This is a genomic window from Arthrobacter sp. UYNi723 (assembly GCF_054057635.1).
The window spans coordinates 20,505-41,825 of sequence record NZ_JBSRZM010000027.1; the positions used below are offsets into that span (position 1 = coordinate 20,505).

Here is a 21,321-nt window from a genome sequence, read left to right on the forward strand (position 1 = left end):
AACGCCCTTTTGAGGGCTCAAAAGGGCCCGTGCGGAGCACTCGATGAGAGAAACAGCGTCAGCTGAGCTGGAACACTGCCTTGGGGCTGGCCCTGGAGCCGAGCTTGGCCGTGAAGATGTAGTACGCCCCGCCGGCCCCTGGCTTGGCCTCGATGGGGCTGCAGCCTTCCAGCGTGCGGTTCCGGGCCCACGGGAAGTTCGCCGTTTCGCTGGCGCCGGCGGCAATCGTCTTCACCAGGTCTTCGCTTTTGGCCTGGCAGTCCTTGGACGAGAAGATCCTGTCCGCGCCGCTGGTCACCAGGAACTCCATCTGGGACGTCCCGATGTTCACCTCGCACGGCATGGTTCCGCCGTTGGTCACCTTCAGGGTGAGCAGCGGGTTCTCCTCGGGGCCGTAGGCGGCTTTGTCGGTCGACGCGGACACCGTCACCAGGTTTTGGTTGCAGGAAGGCGTGGGCGTTGGAGTGGGTTCGCTGCCCGCAGTTGCCGACGGCGAGGCGCCGGGGGTGGGGGCGGATTCCGTAGCGCCGTCGGTGGAAGATGCCTGCTCGGTGCCGCTGAAGGCACCGGCCACAGCAAAGCCGCCGAAAGTGAGCGCCACCGCCATCAGCAGGGCTGTTCCCACAAAAAGCCGACGTCGCCGGTAGACGGCTGCGCTCGGCTGCCGGGTAGCGCCGGAACCGCCCCGGGAACCGGATGCGGATGCCGTCTTACGCGGTGATGAATTGCCTTGCCTGCCCATCCTTCTAGGCTAGAGAACGCGCCGGATTCTGCCGTCCCACCACGCCGGTCCCCCGGCCAACGCTAAGGTCACAGTTTGTCCGCAGGAATCTTCGCGTGGGCTCCGGGGAATCCACTACAGTGTTGGGATCGACGCTACAACCCTTTCCCCAGCCATGCCCGCGGACGGCGCCCCCGTTACGGCCCAGTCCGGCACGGATGACCTCCGCCCCGACCAGCTCGCCGCGCTGCACCGCAGGATCACCGGCTGGTTCGCGGAGACGGCGAGGGATCTGCCCTGGCGTGAACCCCACTGCTCACCGTGGGGAGTCCTGGTCAGCGAGATCATGCTGCAGCAGACGCCCGTGGTTCGCGTGCTGCCGGTCTGGCGGGAATGGCTCGAGCGCTGGCCCACCCCCGCCGCCCTCGCCGGCGAGCCTGCAGGGGAAGCCGTCCGCTCCTGGGGCAGGCTCGGCTACCCCCGCCGGGCACTCCGCCTGCACGCGGCCGCCGCTGCCATCGTCCGCGACCACGGCGGCAAGGTCCCAGGCCACTACACGGAGCTGCTGGCCCTGCCCGGGGTGGGCAGCTACACGGCCGCGGCCGTTGCCGCCTTTGCCTTCGCACGCCGGGAGACCGTGGTGGACACCAACATCCGGCGTGTGCACGCGCGCCTGGTTTCCGGCGTCGCGCTCCCCTCACCATCGCTGAACGCTGCGGAGATGCGGCTCGCGGCGGAACTGCTGCCGGACGACGTCGGGACCTCCGTGCACTGGAATGCTGCGGTTATGGAACTGGGGGCGCTGGTCTGCACGGCGCGGGCGCCCAAGTGCGCGGACTGTCCGGTGCGGGACTCCTGTGCGTGGCTGGCAGCCGGCGAGCCGCCGCCGTCGTACGTTCCCAAAGGTCAGGCGTGGCACGGAACTGACCGGCAGGTCCGGGGTGCCGTGATGGCTGTACTCCGGTTTGCGGACGCACCGGTGCCGGCGGAAATGTTCCAGCGGCAGCCTGCTGACTTGGGCTTCGCGGCGGACGGAATCGGCGTGCCCCTGTCCGCACTGCACCGCCTGAACTCTGCGCCGGAACAACTCGAACGTGCCATTGCCGGCCTCCTTGGCGACGGGCTGGCCGAGCTGCACCAGGGCGGTTACCGGCTGCCTGCCTGAGCCGCCTTTAGGGTGGCCCGCGCCCGGATGGCATACTTTCTGGTGACTCAAACCGGGGGAAATTCATGAGAATCGTGTTGTACGTCATCTGGGCACTGTTTGTTGCGGGCGTCATTTTTGCGCTGGTCCGTTCACTGCGGAAAACCAAGCGGCAGGAAAAACTGATCGCCGGCTGGCCAAAGGTCCAGGCGACCGTCACCGGCAACGTCGCGGGCTGGACACATGGCGGAGGCGGCTCAACGCGGAGCCGGCGCTTCTACCCCACGTACCAGTTCGCCGACCCCAACGGGACCCTGTATGCCGGCGAATCCGAGGTTTCGTACGCCAGCAGGCAGGCACCGGGATCGCCCCTGGCAGTGGCCTACAACCCGGCGAATCCCAACCAGTCATTCCAGGTGGCTTCCGAATCGAAAATGGTGATCGGGTGCCTCATGCCGGTCTTCGTATTCTTCGCCCTGCTGCTGTTCTGGGTCGCCGGCGCCTTCCCGCTGGGCTGAACCGTGGACTCCCTGAAACTGCTGTTCATCGTCCTGCCCGGGCTTTTCCTTGCCGCAGGCCTGATCCTGATGGGGCTGTCCCTGGCCGCGTCCTTCCGCCGGAAACGTTCCATGGCGGGGTGGCAGGAAGCTTCGGCCACCGTCACGGGAAACCTGCATGGCACGGACGGCCCCGGTAGCAACGGCCGGAACCGGTTTGCGCCGTCGTATGAATTCGCGGACGCCGGGGGCAAGCGCTGGCTGGGGCAATCCGATATCTACAGCCAGGACCAGGCGATCATCGGCACCCGCATACCCGTGGCCTACAACCCGGCCAATCCCGCCGAATCAACGCTGCCGGTCTTCGTTGTTGCCAAAGGCCGGCTGGCCACAGGTCTCATTATGGTGATCTTTGGGGCCACTGCCATAACAATGTTTGCATCACTTTCCTGGTAGCAATGCGGGCTTCCGCCTCCGGATTTACGCTGAAGTATGGGCAAGACCGGGGTACTTCTGGCACTGATGACGACGGCGGCACTCACCTCCGGTTGCTACTACTACCCCGGCCCGGCGCCGTGCCCGATGATTGCCCAGGCGTCAGTGGTCTCGGTGACGGTGGCGCGGGAGTATGTGGCACAGGTGGGATCATTGCGCCTGAAGGCGTGCCAGGACGGCGTCTGTAAAGAAGCCGCCGTCGAGCTTTTTCCCGGCACTGCCTCGATTGACCAGGGCTGCGCCCCGGACGGGGTCTGCTCCGCCACGGCTTCCCCGGACGGGACCATGATCGGGATGCTGATGCTGGAGTCCCTCACGGAGGCCCCGATGGCGCTGACCGCGTCCGGTATTTCTCCGGACGGATCGGCCCTGCCTGTTCGCACTCTGAATTTCCGGCCCCGCGGCGCCTATCCCTATGGGGAGCACTGCGGGAGGTTCGTCACGGCTTCGGTGATTCTCGACGCCGAGGGCCTACGACAGGCTGCGTGACTGCCCTCACTGGCGACAAATAAGCCCCGCCAAACCCCGCCCTTGACTTCCACTCAGGACACTTCTACGGTCTGTATTACCAGCATCGGCAACGTTGGATTTAGAACAGGTTCCCCGCCGGGAAGGGGTAAGGATGCCACTTTCAGATAGGGAGCGGAAACAGCTCGAGGAGCTGGAATCGGGCTTGGCCGCAGAGGATCCGAGGCTCGCCGAGGAACTCTCGACCGGCTCCGTGGGCCTCAGGTTTGGGCGCCGTATCTACCTCGGTGCCATCGCATGCCTGGTCGGGCTGGTGTTGCTCATTGTCGGGGTCAGCACGCAGATCATCGCGGTCGGCGTCGGCGGTTTCCTGCTGATGGGAGCCGGCACGTACCTGCTCGTGGACAAGCGGTCCTTCAGTCTGGGCCGCAGCAGCCAGGTCAAATAGGCAACAGGCCACGGCCTACGGCTCGCCGAAGCCTGCCTGCACCAGGCCGCCGACGTAGTTCAGTGCACGCTCGGCGTCGGGCCCCCAAGCCTCGATATGGAGCAAGGATCCCTTGCCTGCCGCCAGGGTCATCAGGGATGTCATTGACGCGCCATCCACGCCGTTGACCGTGACCTCGGCGTTGAGGGACGCCAGACCGCCCGCGATCTTGGCGGCCGGACGGGCGTGCATGCCGGCCTCATTCACCAGTTCGAAGTCGCCGGTGAAGTCCGGCCCTGAACCGGTGACGGACCCTTCAGCCACGGTGCTTTCGGCGAGCACCCGCGAAGCAGCCGCCACCTCCGGTCCCAATCCGTAGACCGCTTCGGCGGCACGTTTGACTGCCTTCACGTCGGCGCCGCCCTGTGCGGCCACGGCAGCAGCCACGAGGCCTTCCACCAGGGGCGCGTCCGCCAGGAGCACGCCGGCCGGCTCCTCCACGAGCTCCAGGGCCGATTCCGCCGTCATCACTGCAGATCCCAGGTCCGTCAGGACCACCACGCCATCGCCGCCGGCCGCCTTGTCCAGGGCAGATATGACTTTCTCCAGGCTCGTTCCGATCCTGCCGTCGGCGGTGCCCCCGGCGGCGAGGATTACGACGTCGGGCGCCATCTGGGCGGCAAGCTCCACGGCGCCGTCGGCTATTTTTTCGCTATGGGACACTACCACCAGGCGCACCGTCACGCTGCGGCCCCAACGGCGGCCCGCAGAATGAGGGCGCTGGAGGCGGCGCCCGGATCGCGGTGGCCCGCGCTCCGCTCCCCCAGATAACTGGCGCGGCCCTTGCGGGCGACCAGGGGCTCGGTGGCCACGGCGCCAGCCTCAGCCGCCTCAGCGGCTGCGACCAACACGCCAAGGACGGTGCCTGCGCCGTCCGCCGCGGCGGCCTGCGCTGCCTCCGCGGCGGGGGTCCAGGCATCCACCATGGTCTTGTCGCCGGACTCGGCCTTACCCCTGGCCACGATCCCATCGCGGGCAGCCACGAGCGCGTCGGCGAGGCGCCCCGGATCAATCTCGGCGGCATCGCCCAAAGCGGTGGAAGCGCGCAGGAACGCGGTTCCGTACAAGGGACCTGCGGCGCCGCCCACCTTGGACATCAGGGTCATGGCAGTCAGCTTCAGGGCCGCGCCGGGCGTCTCAGGCTGCGCTTCAGCCAGTTTCTCCAGCACCGCCTGGAAGCCGCGGTCCATGTTCTCGCCGTGGTCCGAGTCCCCGATCGCACGGTCGAGTTCGATGAGCCACACCCGGTTTTCCGCCATGGCCTGGGCGCAGAGAGTCAGCCATCTGACGGCCCATTTCACGTCCAGCACCACGGTTACACGCCCCAACGCAGGGCTGCGGTGTGCACCGGAGCGTCCCACAGCTGCGTCAGTTCATCGTCGAGCCGGAGCACCGAGATGGAGCAGCCCTGCATTTCCAGGGACGTGATGTAGTTCCCTACCAGCGAGCGTTCGACGGCGGCTCCACGTTCTGCGATCACTTGGGCAGCGCGGCGGTAGACGATGTACAGCTCGCTCAGGGGGGTGCCGCCCATGCCGTTGACGAACAGCAGTACTTTCTCGCCGCCGGTGATGCCCAGGTCGCTGAGGACCGGGTCCAGCAGGCGGTCCGTGATGCCGTCAGCGTTCTCCATCGGGATTTTGTGCCGGCCGGGCTCGCCATGGATGCCGATGCCGATCTCGATCTCATCATCCGCCAGGTCGAAACTGGGCGTTCCCGCATGCGGTACTGTGCACGCGGACAGCGCAACCCCCATGGTGCGGACGTTGCTGTTGACGCGGTCACCGATCGCGGCCACTGCATCGAGGCTATCGCCCCGCTCAGCGGCGGCGCCGGCGATTTTCTCGACCAGAACGGTGCCGCCCACTCCGCGGCGGCCTGCGGTATACAGGGAGTCCTCCACCGCGACGTCGTCATTGACCAGGACCGTGCGGATGTCCACACCTTCGGCCTGCGCCAGCTCCGCTGCGGTCTCAAAGTTCAGGACGTCGCCGGTGTAGTTCTTCACGATATGGACGACGCCGGCACCCGAGTTTACGGCGAGCGTCGCCGGAAGAATCTGGTCCGGCGTCGGCGAGGTGAACACCGCCCCCGGCACGGCGGCGTCGAGCATTCCCAGCCCGACAAACCCGGCGTGGAGCGGCTCGTGGCCGCTTCCCCCTCCGGAAACGAGTCCGACCTTCCCTGCCACCGGCGCGTCTTTGCGCGTGACGTACTTCGGATCGGCGGTGACGGTGACAAGTCCCGCGTGGGCCAGACCGAATCCCTCGACGGATTCGTCAACCACGGAACGGGGATCATTGATGAGCTTTTTCATGGCAGAACTCCTGGGGTGTGGGTGCGTCCTGGAGGATGCACTTTGACCCTACTACCGCCGCCTGAAGTCCGGTAGCCTGCGACGATGCGGCGGAAGCGGTAAGGGACAGCCCCCAATGACTGTCCCTTACGGCAGGCCCCACACTGCAACCTCGTCAGTTTATCCATCAATTCGACATAAAGCTATTTATGTCACAGGGTGACTTCTTCCCGCGGTTGCCCGCGGCAGGGTGATTGGGGGTGCCTAGAGGGTCTTGATCATGCGGGTGTTGCCCAGGGTGTTGGGCTTGACCCGCGCCAGGTCCAGGAACTCGGCAACGCCTTCGTCATGGGAGCGCAGCAGCTCGGAGTAGACCACCGGGTCCACAGCCGTCTGGTCGGCCATGACCTCGAAGCCGTGGCGCTTGAAAAAATCCACCTCGAACGTGAGGCAGAAGACCCGGGCCACGCCCAGTTCACGGGCCTCGGCCAGCAGGCTTTCCACCAGCACGTGCCCCACACCCTTGCCGCGCCACGCGTCCGATGCGGCCAGCGTGCGGACTTCGGCGAGATCCTCCCACATAACGTGCAGTGCCCCGCAGCCGATGACTTCGCCGTCGTCGGCTTCTGCGATCCGGAACTCCTGGAGGCTTTCGTAATAGGCTACGGTCTCTTTCGCCATGAGAATCCGCTGCACAGCCAACGGCGCCACAAGGCGCTTGATGGCGGCCACGTCACTGGTACGGGCAGAGCGGATACGGAATGAGTCAGAGTCGGTCACCCCACAATCCTACGGTGGTCGGCCGGCTGGCTTGGGCGCTCCCGTACCGGCGCCACTTGCCGCTTGCTGCTCCTTCGTCGCTCTGACGCAAGCTACACAAATGCCCCCGGGCACCCTCGCTTCGCTGGCCGCTCGCCAATGCTCGACGCCGGACTCACCATTGGGACGGAGGTTAAAGCAAAGGCCCCGCCTGCTCCTTTAGGGAGTGGCGGGGCCTTGGCCGTCTTGCGTTAGGCGCTCGGAGCGATCTCCGGGATACGCGGCTTGGCGTTGCCGGCGAACGTGAACTTGGCTTCGTCTCCGTCGCCGTCCACATCCACCACAACGATGTCGCCGGCGTGGATCTCTCCGAAGAGGATCTTCTCTGAGAGCTGGTCCTCGATTTCGCGCTGGATGGTGCGGCGCAGCGGCCGGGCACCCATGGCGGGATCGTAGCCGCGGGTTGCCAGGAGCACCTTGGCCGCGGTGGTGAGCTCGATGCCCATGTCCTTGTCCTTGAGGCGCTTCTCCAGGCGGCCAACGAACATGTCCACGATCTCGATGATCTCGTCCTGGGTGAGCTGCGGGAACACCACAACGTCATCCACACGGTTCAGGAACTCCGGACGGAAGTGCTGCTTGAGCTCCTCCGTCACACGGGCACGCATCCGGTTGTAGCCGGTCTGCGTGTCCGTGCCGGACTGGAAGCCGGTGGCAACGCTCTTGGAGATGTCCCGGGTGCCCAGGTTGGTGGTCATGATGATCACGGTGTTCTTGAAGTCCACCACGCGACCCTGGGAGTCGGTCAGGCGGCCATCTTCCAGGATCTGCAGGAGTGAGTTGAAGAGGTCAGCGTGTGCCTTCTCCACTTCGTCGAACAGGACCACGGAGAACGGACGACGGCGGACCTTCTCGGTGAGCTGGCCACCCTCTTCGTAGCCGACGTAGCCCGGAGGGGCACCGAAGAGCCGTGAAACAGTGTGCTTCTCCGAGTACTCGGACATGTCCAGCGTGATGAGGGCGTCCTCGTCACCGAACAGGAATTCCGCCAGGGCCTTTGCGAGCTCGGTCTTGCCGACGCCGGTAGGGCCGGCGAAGATGAACGAGCCGCCCGGACGCTTGGGGTCCTTCAGGCCCGCACGGGTACGGCGGATTGCCTGGGACAGGGACCTGATGGCCTCGTTCTGGCCCACCACACGTTTGTGCAGTTCGTCTTCCATCTTCAGCAGGCGCGTGGACTCTTCCTCGGTCAGCTTGAAGACCGGGATGCCGGTGGAGTTGGCCAATACCTCGGCGATGAGATCCTCATCCACCTCGGAAATGTCATCCATGCCGCCGGACTTCCAGTGGCGTTCCTTCTCAGAGCGCTCAGTAATGAGCTTCTGCTCCTTGTCCCGGAGCGAAGCGGCGCCTTCGAAGTCCTGCGCGTCGATGGCGGATTCCTTCTCCATCTTCAGCTTGGCGATCCGCTCATCCATGGCCTTCAGCTCCGGCGGAGCGGTCATCCGGCGGATGCGCAACCGGGCACCGGCCTCATCGATCAGGTCGATGGCCTTGTCCGGCAGGAAGCGGTCCGAGATGTAGCGCTCGGCGAGGTTCGCGGCCGACGCGAGGGCGCCGTCGGTGATGGTGACCCGGTGGTGCGCCTCGTAGCGGTCACGCAGGCCCTTGAGGATCTCGATCGCGTGCGCGACGGAGGGCTCCTTGACCTGGATCGGCTGGAAGCGGCGCTCGAGCGCGGCATCCTTCTCGATGTGCTTGCGGTACTCATCCAGGGTGGTGGCACCGATGGTCTGCAGTTCACCGCGGGCCAGCATGGGCTTCAGGATGGACGCAGCATCGATGGCACCTTCAGCAGCACCGGCACCCACAAGTGTGTGGATTTCATCGATGAAGAGGATGATGTCGCCGCGGGTGCGGATTTCCTTGAGGACCTTCTTCAGGCGCTCTTCGAAGTCACCGCGGTACCGGGAGCCGGCCACCAGTGAACCGAGGTCCAGGGTGTACAGCTGCTTGTCCTTGATGGTTTCCGGGACGTCGCCGCGGACAATCGCCTGGGCGAGGCCTTCGACAACGGCGGTCTTGCCGACGCCGGGCTCACCGATCAGGACAGGGTTGTTCTTGGTGCGGCGCGAAAGGACCTGCATAACGCGTTCCATCTCGGACTCGCGTCCGATCACCGGGTCCAGCTTGTTCTCGCGCGCAGCCTGGGTGAGGTTCCGGCCGAACTGGTCCAGGACCACGGAACCGGCGGGAGTGCCTTCGGGCTGGCCCGGGCCGACGCCGGCGCCGGTGGTTTCCTTGCCCTGGTAGCCGGAGAGGAGCTGGATGACCTGCTGGCGGACGCGGTTGAGGTCTGCCCCCAGCTTGACCAGCACCTGGGCGGCAACACCTTCACCCTCGCGGATGAGGCCCAGCAGGATGTGCTCCGTGCCGATGTAGTTGTGGCCCAGCTGGAGGGCTTCGCGCAGCGAGAGTTCCAGCACCTTCTTGGCGCGCGGGGTGAAGGGGATGTGGCCGGACGGGGCTTGCTGGCCCTGGCCGATAATCTCCTGTACCTGCTCGCGCACGCCGTCGAGCGAAATGCTCAAGGACTCAAGAGCTTTGGCGGCAACGCCTTCACCTTCATGGATCAGACCCAAGAGGATGTGTTCGGTACCAATGTAATTGTGGTTCAGCATGCGTGCCTCTTCTTGGGCAAGCACAACTACGCGACGGGCACGGTCCGTAAATCGCTCAAACATTTCGCCACACTCCTAGCTACGACGTACTTTGATGCTACGTGGCAGACCCAGTCTTGGGGAGCGTGTTCGCCACAGGGGAAACATGACGTGTTCAACCTCCCGTCACCCTGCACCGCTTGGATCAATGCAAGAACCTCAAGCAAGGAGAAACGTCATGGAAGTCATCACCCTGCTCATGACCGCCGCGACCGTAGCCCTCGCCGAGATCGGAGGGCTCTACTACTCCTACGCCTGCTCGGTGATGCCGGGGCTGCGCGCCACCGATGACGCGACATTTGTCAGCGCCATGTCCCGGATCAACACCGCCATCCAGAATCCAGTGTTCGCGCTAAGCTTCGCCGGCGCCTTCCTCGCTTTGGCGGGCTCGGCAGCCTTTTCATGGGCCAACGGCCTTGCCAGCGCGCTGCCTATCTCTGTGGCCCTCGCCTGCTATACGGCAACGCTGGTCATCACCTTCAGGGTGAACATCCCCTTGAATAACGCTCTCGACCAGGCGGCCGCGTCCGGAGATGCCGCGGCCGCCTGGAAATCGTTCGAACGCCGGTGGACCCGGTGGAACATCCACCGTGCTTGGCTGTCGCTGGCCGCGCTGGTAGCGCTCAGCGTTGCTTGGGCAGCGTTGGGTCAGCCTTGAGACTGCACCAACGCGGCTACTTCCGGAAGTCGAACAGCGCCGTGTGAGTTGTTCCGTCATTCAATCCCAGAGTGAATTGCCGGCACGTTCCCGCCCAGGCCTTCTGGGTTTTCCACACGTACGTGTACGTATCGGAGCCGGCCGCGTGGCTCTGCGAACTGTTTCCCGCGGCGACAGTGTGTTCGATGGCGTCCAGTGCCGTGCCGCCGGGGCAGGCGATGGCGGACGACGACGGTGCTCCCGCCGCCAGGATCCCCAGCCCCCGGTTCCCGCCGAGCCCGACCTTGATGGGCACCGCGGCTCCCGCCTTCATTGCGTTCAGGATCCCGCCGCTGTCCACCGGCTGCAGGAACCCGCGGAACGGCCATCGCGGCTGGCCTACGGCGAATGGCGAGAAGGAAGTGGTCCGGCCGCACACCTTTCCGTTGCTGCTGCTGGCTGTGATGTCCGCCTAGGCTCCACCCACGTAGTGGTACAGATGCTGGCCTGCCGCCTGCCCTTCTGTCATTTCGGAAGTGCCGAATGTTATGCAGACTTCCGCACCGAGCCCTCCCTCGAATTCGGCGGTGGTTTCAATGTCGTAGTACCGGGGCGGGTGAGTCAGCGAGAAGAATCCGCCGTCGGGGTAGGCATCTCCGGACTCAGGTCGGGTGACCGTGGTGGTGCCCGCCATCCTCACGTTTTCAAACATCACGGTGAGGTCGGTCCGGCCGGCGCTGTCGACGTGTGCCGCCACGGCGTTCGGTCCAATGATGGTGAGGCCCGGATCCACCGGCCCCACGGCATTGCTCGCCAAGGACGTGTAGGAGCAGCCGACGCCGGCCATGTCCAAGCGCGCGGTCACGGACTTCCCGGCCGCGGCGAGGGGCACTGCAAATGTGGGGCCGAAAGCGCCGGCCACCGGAATGCCGTTGAGATACCAGCTGTACCGCTGCAGGCAATCCTCGAGGGCCCAACCAACCTCAACGTGGTCGGTGGCAGCGGTTAGGGTGGCACCGAGTGCAGGCTGTCCCGTGAGTGTCAGGACGAGGGCCGGGTCCACATCAGCAGGTTCGATCAGGAAGGAGGCGTAGGCAAGGTTGAAGGAACGTGTAGTAACCGTTGCCGTCGGTCTCGGTGAAAGCGACCCGCCCGGCCTCCGGATCCGGCGCTGCCGCGTCGTAGAGTTCCACCGCCACGTCCGCCAATAAGGATCCTTGTTGAGCCGAAACGTCGTTGCCCACTGCACCGGAGATCGAGGACTCCGAGGGGTGCAGCACCGTCCAGCCTTCGGAAGTCGAGCTGGACGTGCCAGTGACCAAGTCCACCACAATCTCAATCTCATCCGCCGTCGCGAACGTCTTCCGCTCCTGATAGCCGAGCAATTCCCGGAAGGAATCTGAGTAGCGGCCCGATGATGCGGTGTACCCGCTTTCCTGGTAACCGTCGGCGGTGGCCCTGATCTTGTAGTGTCCGTCAGCAAGATCGAACGAAACGACTTCGCCGAAGCCCCCGGGAGCCGTCTGGGTGTCCACCGGCCCTTGGCCGCCACCGGTCGCATCAAACACTTCATCCACAATGTCCGGCGGCGTGACAGAGGCCGAACTGTCGTTGATTAGGACCATGACCTTCCGGCGAATCCAAGATGACGCTGACTGACACGCGGCTCGGGTCCGCGTAGGCCGGAGCACCGAGCGGTGCCGCCAATAACAATAGGAGTGCCGCCAGGACTGCCGTAAATCGCCGAGACCCGCTAATTCCAGACATTCCAGACTCCCGCCGCGTATACATTCGAGTGGTCGAATTCGAGCGGGCGTCCCAGGCCGAAGGCCCAAACCGAATCGCCGGCTCATCCCAAGGAAATTGCGCGACGATTAGCCCAACGGTACGGCCGGAGGCCGTTAGTCAGCAAGGGATTTTGGCTTACGCCAGTCCGTCTTGCGCATTCACAATTGGCGTCAAAAAACCCTGCCCCCACCCGAAGGTGAAGACAGGGCCTAATACCAAGCCGGAGAGGCGGTAGGTCAGGAATTTGCCTTTTGGTAGGCTTCCTGGATTTCAGCCTGAATTCGGCCCCGGCTGTTAACCGTGTAGCCGTTATCCCGCGCCCATTGGCGGATCTGCGCGGAGTCGTTGGCGCGGGGGCCTACCACCACTTTGGTGCGGGTGGCTCTGCCGGCCGAGGTCTTGCGCCCGGCGGCAACAAAGCGCTCCAGGGCAGAACGGAACTCGGCCGCGTTGGCCGAGGACAGATCGATTTCGTAGCTGACCCCATCGAGGCCAAAACGGACGTTCTCGTCCGCAGATCCCCCATCCAGATCATCGACAAGGATGATGTTTACTTTCTGTGCCATTAAATATGTCTTCCTCTTGGAAAGGTTCGGTTGTCAGAAAATGAGGATGTTCCTATTAAAAGTATGAACCTATTTATGGCAACGCGTCAAAGCGTCGGATCGTTCCTGTGGAAATCCACAGGAACCCGCAGAAAGCTCTTTCGAGCTATTTGTCCGTTTCCGGGTTCTGTTCCTTCAATGGCAGGGTGGAACGCGCGTCCGCCTCGGCTTGGGCACGCTTTTCCGCCTGCCGCTCGGACTTATCGGCATTGAAGATGGATTTCATGGCAAACCAGAAAAGCAGGCCAACCACCAGCGAGGGCAGGAGTACGGCTACATATTCCATGGTCAGTGGCCTTCGGGCTTCAGAAGCGGGAAAAGGATGGTTTCGCGGATACCGGCGCCGGTGAACAACATCACCAGCCGGTCAATACCCAGGCCGATGCCGCCCATGGGCGGGGCACCGTACTCGAGGGCGCGGAGGAAGTCCTCGTCCAGCTGCATGGCCTCGACATCACCCGCGGCAGCGTGCCGGGACTGTTCGGTCAGCCGCTCGCGCTGGATGACGGGGTCGATCAGCTCGGAGAAGGCCGTGCCCCGTTCCATGCCGCCGATGATGAGGTCCCAGGCTTCGATCAGCCGGCCGTCCTCCCGGTGCGGGCGGGCCAGCGGCTGGGCAGACGGCGGGTAGTCGTACACAAACGTGGGGTTCAGGAGCGTGGGTTCCACAATTTCGCCGAACAGCTCCACGGCCAGTTTCTCGGCGTCCCACTTCGGGTCCACCTTGACCTCGTGCTTTTGGGCGATTTCGCGGAGCACCTCAAGCGACGTGTCCGGTGTGACTTCCTGGCCAACGGCGTCGGACAGTCCCGGGTAGACCGAAACCCAGGCCCAGTCGCCGTCGAGGTTGATCTCCCCGGCTTCGGTCTGGAGGGTGCGGCCCACACCCACGGCGTCAGCGGCGTCGAGGATGATCTCCTTGATGCGCTCGGCCATGACGAACTGGTCAGCCCAGGCCTCGTAGCACTCAAGGGTGGTGAATTCGGGGCTGTGGGTGGAGTCCACGCCCTCGTTGCGGAAGACGCGGCCCATGTCGTAGACGCGGTCGATCCCGCCCACAACAGCTCGCTTGAGGTAAAGCTCGGTGGCAATGCGGAGGGTCATTTTCTGGTCGAACGCGTTCATGTGCGTCTCGAACGGGCGGGCCAGGGCGCCGCCGTGGACCAGCTGCAGGATGGGGGTTTCCACCTCGACGTAGCTGTGGCGGTGCAGGCTCTCGCGGATGGAACGGGTAATCGCTGCGCGGGTGTAGACCATTTCCCGGGCCTCGTCGCGCACCATCAGGTCCACGTAGCGCTGGCGGACGCGAGTTTCCTCGTTCAGTTCCGCGTGCAGCACCGGCAACGGACGGAGTGCCTTGGAGGCCATGGACCAGGACTCGGCCATCACGGACAACTCGCCGCGGCGGGAGGAAATCACTTCGCCCTTGATGAACACGTGGTCTCCAAGGTCCGCGAGCGCCTTCCAGTCCGCGAGCGCTTCCTCGCCCACGTTGGCCAGGCTGAGCATCGCCTGGAGCCGGGTGCCCTTGCCGTCAACGCCGCCTTCCTGGAGCGTGGCGAAGCAGAGCTTGCCGGTGTTGCGCACAAAAACCACGCGGCCGGTGACGCCCACAACGTCGCCGGTGGTGTCGTCAGCCTCAAGGTGCGCGTACTTTTCGCGGATCTCCGTGAGGGAATGCGTGCGTTCCACACCCACCGGATATGCCTCGGTGCCGCGCTCGATCAGCTTCGCGCGCTTGTCCATGCGGATGCGCATCTGCTCGCTGGCGTCGAGCGGTTCTGGGGCATTTTTTGGGGTGGGGGTGTTTTGGGAAGTCACAATCCCCAAGTTTACCGGGAGTTCGCGCCACCGGCTCCCGGCCGACACCCAGGCTTAGACTCGGGCTGTGGAGACGTGGAAAGTTGAAGCGGAAGACGGCGGGCGCCTCGACTTGCACTCGTTCCGCACCCCCGCGGGGCTGGACCCGACGACGGCGGGACCTCCCGGCGTCGTACTCATCCACGGCACTTTGGTCACCGACGCCCTCTACCGGCCTTTCGCCCGGAAGCTCAGCGTCATGCTGGGCCGGCCGGTGCACTGCTACAACCGGCGCGGCAGGGCGGGGTCAGCCCCGCAGCCGGAGGACTATTCCGTGAAGACGGAGGTCAGCGACCTTGCGGCGGTCATGCGCGAGACCGGTTCCACGGACGTGGTGGCCCACAGCTATGGCGGCTTCGTGGCGCTGCAAGCGGCCCGGACACTGCCGATCAGCCGGCTGGTGACTTATGACGCCGCGGTGTCGCTGTCCGGAAACCTGAGCCACCGCTGGCGGCCGGAGCTTGCGGATGCCGTCACGGCGGGCCAGCTCAACCACGCCTGGGCGCATCTGGTCCAGGGCCTGGCCACAGCCGGTCCGCTGTCCTACCTCCCGCTCGGCGCGCTGCGGATGCTGAGCATCCTCTCGGCCAGGACCAACCTGGGCGCGGAGATGCGCCAACTGCTGCCCACAGCCGTCATCGAAATGCGTGCCGTACTCGACGCCGAAGCCGAACTGGACCATTTCACCGCCCTCACCACCCCCATCCTGATGCTCAGCGGAGGCTGGAGTCCGGCGTATTTCGCCGAGACGGGGCGGCAACTGGCGGCCGCCGTGCCATCCATCAACTTCCAGGTGGTCCCCGGACAGCTGCATGAGGGTCCCATCCGTCCCGGCAAGGGGCTGGCCGTGCGGATTGCCCGGTTCATCAACGGCAGCGACGGCCAGGTCCGGAAGCTGGGGAGGCGCCGGTAGGTCGTTTGCCGTGGGAAGCTTAGGGGCGCGCCTAGGATGGGGAGCGTGAAAGAACAGGAAGTCCCCACGCACGACGGCGGCCGGCTGGCTTTGTACAGCTATGGAACCGAGGATGCGCCGGGAGAGCGCCGGGTGGTGGTCATCGGCGGGGCCTTCCTTACCGCACTGATCTACCGGCCGTTCTCGATGGCGTTGGCCGACGGGCTGGGCGACGGATGGGCAGTGGATGTCTATGACCGGCGCGGCAGGGGCAACTCCACCGAGCAGCCGGCCGACTATTCCATGGCCACGGAGATTGCCGATGTCCGCACGGTCATGGATGCCACGGGCGCCCGCAACGTCCTGGGCCACAGCCTGGGCGGATCGGTGGCGCTGAACGCCGTCCAGGAGTTCGCGGGCACCTCATACGAACCGGACAAGCTGGCGGTCTACGACGCTGCGGTCAACATCGACGGCAGCATCGACATGTCCTGGCTGGACGAGTTCGAGGCCGCGGTGAACGCCGGCAACGTGGGGCATGCCATGGCCCGAATGAAGAAGGGCATGCAGCCGGGCACCGCCCTTTCAAAGGTCCCCGAGCCTGTCCTTGCAGGGCTGATGGCCGTGGTGTCCCGCACGAAGGTGAACAAGATGCTCCGGGAGCTGATGCCCACCGGCGTGGGCGAACTGCGGGCCGCGTACGACGAAGCCGAGCATGCCAGGAACTTCGCCGTCCTGCCCGCCAACACACACTTTATGGTGGGCGGCAAGAGCCCGAGCTACTACAAGGTCACGGCCCAGCGCCTTCACGCGGCCGTCCCGGGGAGCACGTTTGAGCTCTCACCCAAGGGCTTCCACGGCTCCATTCCCGCCGCGGTGAAGGAACTTGTCACTGACATCGCGGAATACTTCAGGGGCTAAGGCTTTCCGCAGGTTGCTCGGCTAGGCTCGGATCATGACGAGCGAGAACATCAAGACCCCCGACGGCGGCACGCTGGAGCTCTACTCCACGGGTGCTGAACTGGCGTCCGCCGGCTCCGGCGTGGTTGTGGTCCCGGCCTCCATGGTGACCGCCGCCGACTACATAAAGTTCGCCCAGAAGCTCAGCGCAGCCTTGGGCCGCCCGGTCCACACCTTCAACCGCAGGGGCCGGGGTTCGTCGTCGCCGCAGGCCGAGGATTACACCCTGGACGCGGACATCCGGGACCTGGACGCCGTTATGAAACACACGTCCAGCACCGACGTCTTTGGCCACAGCTTCGGCGGCGCGGTGGCCCTGCACGCGGCCCGGACCCTTCCTGTGGAGCGGCTGGCCGTGTATGACCCCGCTGTGTCCGTGAACCACAGTGTGAAGGCCGACTGGACCACTGAATACGAACGCGCCACGGCTGCCGGGGACGACGACCGCGCCCTGGCCGTGCTCACCAAGGGCCTGGAGACCGGCGCCTTCTCACGGATGCCGCTGTCCATGCTCACCATCGCCAACAAGCTCACCGCCGGCACCCACGTGGGCAAGCAGATGCGTGAACTGATGCGCACCGGCGTCCGGGAAATCAAGGCCATCATCGCAGCGGACATGCCGGCCGAGCCGTTCCTGGAGCTGCCCCTGGAAACGCTGATTATTGTGGGTGAGAAGAGTCCCGCGTACTTCGGTGTTGCCTGCGGCCAGATCCACGACATCCTGACCGGCTCCAGCTACACCATCCTGCAGGGGGCCGGCCACGACGGCGTCCTCCGCGCCCCGGACAAGCTCATCACCGAGCTGAGCGACTTCTTCGCCGGCTAGCGCCGGTGGTTCCCGGTGGTTAAGTGACGTCCGGTGGTTGAGCCTGTCGAAACCTGGATCTCGACAGGCTCGATCACTGGAGCGCTAGTGGCCGGCGGCGTGGCCCGGGGCGGCGCCTTCTGTTTTGCGCATCATCGCGGAAAGTACGACGGCGGCGAGGGCTATGACGGTCGCCGTCAGGAACGCTGCGCTCATGCCGGCAACGAGCCCGGACGCGGCCGAGACAACGGCGAAGATGGACACCAGCAGCGCCGTGCCAGCGGCACCAGCTACCTGCTGGGCGGTGCTCATGATCGCCGAGCCGTGCGAGTAGAGATGCGGCGGCAGCGGGTTCAGGCCGGTGGTAAATGCCGGGGTGAACAGCAGCGCCAGGCCGAAACTGAGCCCCACGTGGAGGGTGACGATCCACCAGACCGGAGTGCCGGCGTCGAGCATTGAGAACTGCCACAGGGCCAGCACCATGAGTACGGAACCAGTAACGGTGAGCGGCAGCGGGCCCACTTTGTCGAACAGCCGGCCGATGAACGGGCCCAGCAGGCCCATCGCCAGCCCGCCCGGAAGCAGCGCGAGCCCGGTCTCCAGCGAACCCAGTCCGCGGATTTCTTGCAGGTAGAGCGGCAGCAGGATCACGCCGCCGAAGAGCGCCATCATGGCCACCACCATCAGCAGCACGGAGACCGTGAACATCCTGAAGTTGAAGGCGCGGAGGTCCAGCAGCGGGGCTTCGGCCTTCTGCAGCCGGAGCTGGCGGAGCACAAAGACCGTCAGGCTGGCGACGCCGATGACCAGCGCGGCGATGGCCACGGTGCTCGGACCGCTTTGGCCGCCGTGGCCGCCGCCGATCTGGCTGAGACCGTACACCAGGCCACCGAAGGCAGGAACTGTAAGCAGTACGGAGAGGAAGTCGAGCTTGGTCTTCTCGGTTTCGCCCACGTTCGTCAGGTACTTGGCGCCGATGGCCAGCGCGGCCAGGGCGACTGGCAGGACAAAGACGAACATAAAGCGCCAGGTGAAGTGCTCCAGGATCAGCCCGGAGACGGTGGGACCCATGGCCGGCGCCACGGAGATGGCGATACTGACGTTGCCCATGACGGCGCCGCGCTTGGCCAGCGGGACCAGGGTGAGGATGGTGGTCATCAGCAGCGGAAGCATGATGGCCGTGCCGCCGGCCTGGACGATGCGGGCCAGGAGCAGGATTTCAAAACCGGGAGCCACCGCAGCCAGGGCGGTGCCGCCGGCGAACAGTCCCATGGCCAGCATAAAGACGGCCCGCGTGGACAGGCTTTGGAGGATGAACCCGGTGGTGGGGATGACCACGGCCATGGTGAGCATAAAGCCGGTCGAGAGCCACTGGACGGTGGGCGCATCCACGCGCAGGTCAACCATCAGCCGCTGCAGGGCAACGTTCATGATGGTCTCGTTCAGGATCACCACAAAAGTCGCCACGAGCAAGGTGGCAATAATGGTCACCGATTCGCGGGACATCTTCTCCGGTGCGGCGGACTTCGGCCCCGCTGCCGGCCCGGGCTGCCCGGAGGCGTTCGAAGAGACTTCTGTAGACATGGGTGTTCCCCCAGGGAGTAAGAATGAAGTGGCTCGCGAGCATCGTCGCTGCAGATTCCAACACTCTACCGTCCGGAGTAATTCCGGCGCACAGGATTCTTCTTTCGCAAAGGCTGTTCCTGGGCGGTCGCTTTGGCCGGCCGGCGTGATTTAATCAGCGAACTTAGTTATGAGTCGGGGCTGGGGCCTCTAGCGATGTTCGACCGCGCAAGCGGTCAGGCAGGAGCCCCAGTTGGACGCGTACTCCCCCGCATATCCGGCAGGCCGCCACTACCACGGCGCTGGCCGAAGCCCGTTGTCGCTGGTTCTTTCGCTGGCTGCCGCTGTGATGGTTTTGCTGGCTGCCGTCACTTCAGCCGTGGTCCGCTCTGAGGGCGTCACCGGAACCGTGAATGCCGCCTTCGCCGGGACCGGGCCGGTTGGCGCCATGGCCGCGGTGGGTGCAGACGCCGAGGACGGGAGCGCCGCGAGGATTATCAGCAGGGCCTCCGGCTTCCGCGTTGGCGTGGCCGTCGCGGATACAGCGGGCGGACCGGTCCGCGCTTTCGGCGACACGGCGGCCTATCCTGCGGCCAGCACTGCCAAGCTCATCACCGCAGCGGCCTATCTCAAACTTGTGGAGGCCGGTGAAGCGCGACTCGATGAGACGCTGGGGAACTACACTGCCGCTTTCCAGCTCAAGTCCATGATCAACAGCAGCAACAATGATTCCTGGCTCCTGTTGATGGACAGGATCGGCTACCAGCGGCTGATCCAGTACGCAGCCTCGATTGGCATCGCCTACGATCCCGAAGACAACCGGCTGACTCCCGGGGAAGTGGCCCAGGTCCTGACGAAGCTTTACGCCGGACAGCTGCTTAACCCCAATGACACCGCGCAGTTGCTGGGGTACATGCAGGAAACCAACAACGAGGAACTAATCCCCGCCGCCTCGGGGCCCGGCATTACCGTCTATCACAAATACGGCCAGCTTGGAGGAAACCTCCATGACGCAGCCCTCTTGGAACATGGCGGGACAACGTATGCGCTGGTGATCTTCACCCAAGGCGCCGATAGCACCGACGAGGCCGAACGCACCGAAATGATCCACGATCTGACGCGGGCAGTCGAAGGGACGCTCTTTCCGGCGGGTTAACCGCGGTGGTGCTCGATCAGCCAGCCGGCCATCTGCTGGGCCCGCTTCGCCGCCTGGGTGTCGCCTTCGGTGGCTGAGACGATGGACCCCTTCATGAGGATGTGCCAGGACTGGGCGAAATCCTCCGGGCGGTCCAACCCGGCCTGCTCCGCGAGGGCCTGCACGTGGCCCCTGATCCTGGCCAGGTAATCGATGCTGGCCTGGCCAAGCGGATGGGCCGGGCCCATTTCCAGCAGGATGTTGATGAAGGAGCAGGCTTCGAAGTCGTCGCGGAGGAACCAGTCGCCGAAGACGTCGAAGATAGCCAACAGTTGTTCGGCGGGGGTTGTGCCGCGCAGTTTGGCCTGGCCGACGATGGAATCAACTGTCCATACCTGGTCCCGCTGCTCCAGGAAAGCCAGCACCAGCGCGTCCTTGGATGGGAAGTGCCGGTAGAACGTTGCCTTGGCGACGCCGGAACGTTCGATCAGTTCGTTAACACCCACGTCCCGCACACCGCGGCGGGAAAACAATTCATAAGCCACAGCCAGGATCCGGCCCCGGGAATCGGCAGGAACAACTGCCGCCTCGGCGGGTAAATCCGCAGGAGACAGCGCGGGTTCTGCAGCGTGGTCTGCATCGAAAATCATCGTAGGAATAGTTTACTCCAGGTGCAGACAGACCGGTCTGACTCGCTGTAATGTTTTTCCCAGACGCAGTGCTATGACGCCGATGGGACGCTTAAAAGGCCTCGTCGGCTTGGTGCAAGGAGGCCCCGATGTCAGCAGAGCGAATGTTCGATTTTATCCCGTGTGCCGACACTGACCCGTGGATAGAAAGTACCGCTGCGTCCGCCGAGGTCCGGTACTTCGCCCGGGAATCCCTGCGGTGGCAAGCACAGGAAATCATTGATGAAGTGCTCCGCGGAACGGCTCCCGGTGAGGAACTTGCCCGGGCCAGGTTGCGCCGCTGCGTGGCCCAGAACCCCGGCAAGCCTGAGCGTGCACTCCTGCAACAGCTGATGATCAACCGCGACCCCAATAGTGAGTCAACACAGTAGAGCAGTAAGCACCTGCGCCTTCCTACGGACGCAACGCGCCCGGCTGTCGCATGCAGGCTCTGGCTGTTGGCGCGTGCATGGCTGCGCAGCAGGTTGGACGCGGCGTCCATGTCCACCCCGGCGGTATGGGCGATGACGCCCTTGGCCTGCTCAATCAGCACGCGGGTGTTCAACGCGAGCTGCAGCTGCTCATTGACCAGGACCGCTTCCCTGATGGTGCGTTCCTGCGGCTGCGCCGGAAAGACATTATCCGGACAGCACAAAAGGCTGGGGGTAGCTGCAGAGGGAGTGTGTGGTGCCCTGGGTGAAATTGGTCCTCCTGAAGTACGCCGAAAATAAGGCGATGCCAGGGTCTGGGGCAACAATTTCAGCATACCCATGCACAGATGGACGGACAGGGATTCGGGGCCTTGCGCGCCAGGAGCCGGA

25 protein-coding genes and 1 pseudogene are annotated in these 21,321 nt (G+C 64.8%); 11 read left to right on the forward strand and 15 right to left on the reverse strand.

Annotation, left to right across the window (positions count from 1 at the left end):
• Positions 1-58 precede the first annotated feature (58 nt).
• Positions 59-742 carry a hypothetical protein gene (locus ACVWY0_RS17965; protein WP_485837875.1) on the reverse strand — a complete coding sequence of 228 codons (684 nt, stop codon included), beginning with the start codon at positions 740-742 and terminating at the stop codon, positions 59-61.
• 154 nt (positions 743-896) lie between these two features.
• Between ACVWY0_RS17965 and ACVWY0_RS17970 the strand changes: the two genes are divergently transcribed.
• The 5 genes from ACVWY0_RS17970 to ACVWY0_RS17990 all read left to right on the forward strand — a co-directional run bounded on the left by ACVWY0_RS17970 (position 897) and on the right by ACVWY0_RS17990 (position 3,773).
• Entirely contained in the window at positions 897-1,886 is a 990-nt protein-coding gene (locus ACVWY0_RS17970) for an HhH-GPD family protein (protein ID WP_485837876.1), read from the forward strand.
• Positions 1,887-1,951: 65 nt separating this feature from the next.
• Entirely contained in the window at positions 1,952-2,383 is a 432-nt protein-coding gene (locus ACVWY0_RS17975; RefSeq protein WP_485837877.1) for a DUF3592 domain-containing protein, read from the forward strand.
• A 3-nt stretch (positions 2,384-2,386) separates the two neighbouring features.
• Complete coding sequence (locus ACVWY0_RS17980; RefSeq protein WP_485837878.1) at positions 2,387-2,818, forward strand: DUF3592 domain-containing protein; 432 nt, start codon at positions 2,387-2,389, stop codon at positions 2,816-2,818.
• Between the two features lie 36 nt (positions 2,819-2,854).
• Entirely contained in the window at positions 2,855-3,346 is a 492-nt protein-coding gene (locus ACVWY0_RS17985; RefSeq protein ID WP_485837879.1) for a hypothetical protein, read from the forward strand.
• A gap of 133 nt (positions 3,347-3,479) precedes the next feature.
• Positions 3,480-3,773, forward strand: coding sequence for a DUF3040 domain-containing protein (locus ACVWY0_RS17990; RefSeq protein ID WP_485837880.1), 294 nt, complete (start codon positions 3,480-3,482; stop codon positions 3,771-3,773).
• A gap of 15 nt (positions 3,774-3,788) precedes the next feature.
• Here ACVWY0_RS17990 and dhaM read toward each other — a convergent pair whose 3' ends face one another.
• The 5 genes from dhaM to ACVWY0_RS18015 form a co-directional block, all read right to left on the reverse strand.
• Positions 3,789-4,496, reverse strand: coding sequence for a dihydroxyacetone kinase phosphoryl donor subunit DhaM (gene dhaM / locus ACVWY0_RS17995; protein WP_485837881.1), 708 nt, complete (start codon positions 4,494-4,496; stop codon positions 3,789-3,791).
• Complete coding sequence (dhaL, locus tag ACVWY0_RS18000; protein WP_058930378.1) at positions 4,493-5,125, reverse strand: dihydroxyacetone kinase subunit DhaL; 633 nt, start codon at positions 5,123-5,125, stop codon at positions 4,493-4,495. Before dhaL ends, dhaM begins: the two co-directional genes overlap by 4 nt.
• Before the next feature lie 2 nt (positions 5,126-5,127).
• Complete coding sequence (gene dhaK / locus ACVWY0_RS18005) at positions 5,128-6,129, reverse strand: dihydroxyacetone kinase subunit DhaK (RefSeq protein WP_056347780.1); 1,002 nt, start codon at positions 6,127-6,129, stop codon at positions 5,128-5,130.
• Positions 6,130-6,372: 243 nt separating this feature from the next.
• Positions 6,373-6,888, reverse strand: a complete 516-nt coding sequence (locus tag ACVWY0_RS18010) for an amino-acid N-acetyltransferase (RefSeq protein WP_485837882.1) — start codon at positions 6,886-6,888, stop codon at positions 6,373-6,375.
• A gap of 230 nt (positions 6,889-7,118) precedes the next feature.
• Positions 7,119-9,611, reverse strand: a complete 2,493-nt coding sequence (locus ACVWY0_RS18015) for an ATP-dependent Clp protease ATP-binding subunit (protein ID WP_485837883.1) — start codon at positions 9,609-9,611, stop codon at positions 7,119-7,121.
• A 154-nt stretch (positions 9,612-9,765) separates the two neighbouring features.
• On the opposite strand from ACVWY0_RS18015, the gene ACVWY0_RS18020 reads away from it, so the two are divergent.
• Complete coding sequence (locus ACVWY0_RS18020; RefSeq protein WP_485837884.1) at positions 9,766-10,245, forward strand: anthrone oxygenase family protein; 480 nt, start codon at positions 9,766-9,768, stop codon at positions 10,243-10,245.
• A 16-nt stretch (positions 10,246-10,261) separates the two neighbouring features.
• Here the strand turns inward: ACVWY0_RS18020 and ACVWY0_RS18025 are convergent, their stop codons facing one another.
• The 6 genes from ACVWY0_RS18025 to lysS form a co-directional block, all read right to left on the reverse strand.
• A complete protein-coding gene (locus tag ACVWY0_RS18025; RefSeq protein ID WP_485837885.1) occupies positions 10,262-10,663 on the reverse strand; it encodes a PxKF domain-containing protein in 402 nt (133 codons plus the stop codon).
• Between the two features lie 33 nt (positions 10,664-10,696).
• Entirely contained in the window at positions 10,697-11,287 is a 591-nt protein-coding gene (locus ACVWY0_RS18030; RefSeq protein ID WP_485837886.1) for a hypothetical protein, read from the reverse strand.
• Position 11,288: 1 nt separating this feature from the next.
• Positions 11,289-11,849, reverse strand: a complete 561-nt coding sequence (locus ACVWY0_RS18035; protein WP_485837887.1) for a hypothetical protein — start codon at positions 11,847-11,849, stop codon at positions 11,289-11,291.
• 399 nt (positions 11,850-12,248) lie between these two features.
• Positions 12,249-12,578 carry a histone-like nucleoid-structuring protein Lsr2 gene (locus ACVWY0_RS18040; protein ID WP_485837888.1) on the reverse strand — a complete coding sequence of 110 codons (330 nt, stop codon included), beginning with the start codon at positions 12,576-12,578 and terminating at the stop codon, positions 12,249-12,251.
• Between the two features lie 145 nt (positions 12,579-12,723).
• Complete coding sequence (locus ACVWY0_RS18045) at positions 12,724-12,903, reverse strand: hypothetical protein (RefSeq protein ID WP_485837889.1); 180 nt, start codon at positions 12,901-12,903, stop codon at positions 12,724-12,726.
• 2 nt (positions 12,904-12,905) lie between these two features.
• Positions 12,906-14,438 (reverse strand): lysine--tRNA ligase, encoded by a 1,533-nt coding sequence (lysS, locus tag ACVWY0_RS18050; RefSeq protein WP_485837890.1) that lies wholly within the window; start codon positions 14,436-14,438, stop codon positions 12,906-12,908.
• Between the two features lie 67 nt (positions 14,439-14,505).
• Between lysS and ACVWY0_RS18055 the strand changes: the two genes are divergently transcribed.
• Genes ACVWY0_RS18055 through ACVWY0_RS18065 form a run of 3 tightly spaced genes read left to right on the forward strand, consistent with a single transcriptional unit; the run spans position 14,506 to position 17,155 of the window.
• Positions 14,506-15,390 carry an alpha/beta fold hydrolase gene (locus tag ACVWY0_RS18055; RefSeq protein WP_485837891.1) on the forward strand — a complete coding sequence of 295 codons (885 nt, stop codon included), beginning with the start codon at positions 14,506-14,508 and terminating at the stop codon, positions 15,388-15,390.
• Between the two features lie 36 nt (positions 15,391-15,426).
• Entirely contained in the window at positions 15,427-16,290 is an 864-nt protein-coding gene (locus ACVWY0_RS18060) for an alpha/beta fold hydrolase (RefSeq protein ID WP_485837892.1), read from the forward strand.
• Positions 16,291-16,324: 34 nt separating this feature from the next.
• Positions 16,325-17,155: an alpha/beta fold hydrolase gene (locus tag ACVWY0_RS18065; RefSeq protein ID WP_485837893.1), complete on the forward strand. Its 831-nt coding sequence runs from the start codon at positions 16,325-16,327 to the stop codon at positions 17,153-17,155.
• 84 nt (positions 17,156-17,239) lie between these two features.
• Here ACVWY0_RS18065 and ACVWY0_RS18070 read toward each other — a convergent pair whose 3' ends face one another.
• A complete protein-coding gene (locus tag ACVWY0_RS18070; protein ID WP_485837894.1) occupies positions 17,240-18,718 on the reverse strand; it encodes a DHA2 family efflux MFS transporter permease subunit in 1,479 nt (492 codons plus the stop codon).
• A gap of 232 nt (positions 18,719-18,950) precedes the next feature.
• On the opposite strand from ACVWY0_RS18070, the gene ACVWY0_RS18075 reads away from it, so the two are divergent.
• Complete coding sequence (locus ACVWY0_RS18075; RefSeq protein WP_485837895.1) at positions 18,951-19,853, forward strand: serine hydrolase; 903 nt, start codon at positions 18,951-18,953, stop codon at positions 19,851-19,853.
• Here the strand turns inward: ACVWY0_RS18075 and ACVWY0_RS18080 are convergent.
• Positions 19,850-20,482, reverse strand: a complete 633-nt coding sequence (locus tag ACVWY0_RS18080) for a TetR/AcrR family transcriptional regulator (protein WP_485837896.1) — start codon at positions 20,480-20,482, stop codon at positions 19,850-19,852. The genes ACVWY0_RS18075 and ACVWY0_RS18080 overlap by 4 nt on opposite strands.
• 128 nt (positions 20,483-20,610) lie before the next feature.
• Here ACVWY0_RS18080 and ACVWY0_RS18085 point away from each other — a divergent pair, with 128 nt between their 5' ends.
• Entirely contained in the window at positions 20,611-20,892 is a 282-nt protein-coding gene (locus ACVWY0_RS18085; RefSeq protein WP_485837897.1) for a hypothetical protein, read from the forward strand.
• 47 nt (positions 20,893-20,939) lie between these two features.
• Here the strand turns inward: ACVWY0_RS18085 and ACVWY0_RS18090 are convergent.
• A pseudogene (locus ACVWY0_RS18090) lies at positions 20,940-21,272 on the reverse strand (ANTAR domain-containing protein); the annotation flags it as partial.
• Positions 21,273-21,321: the final 49 nt, after the last annotated feature.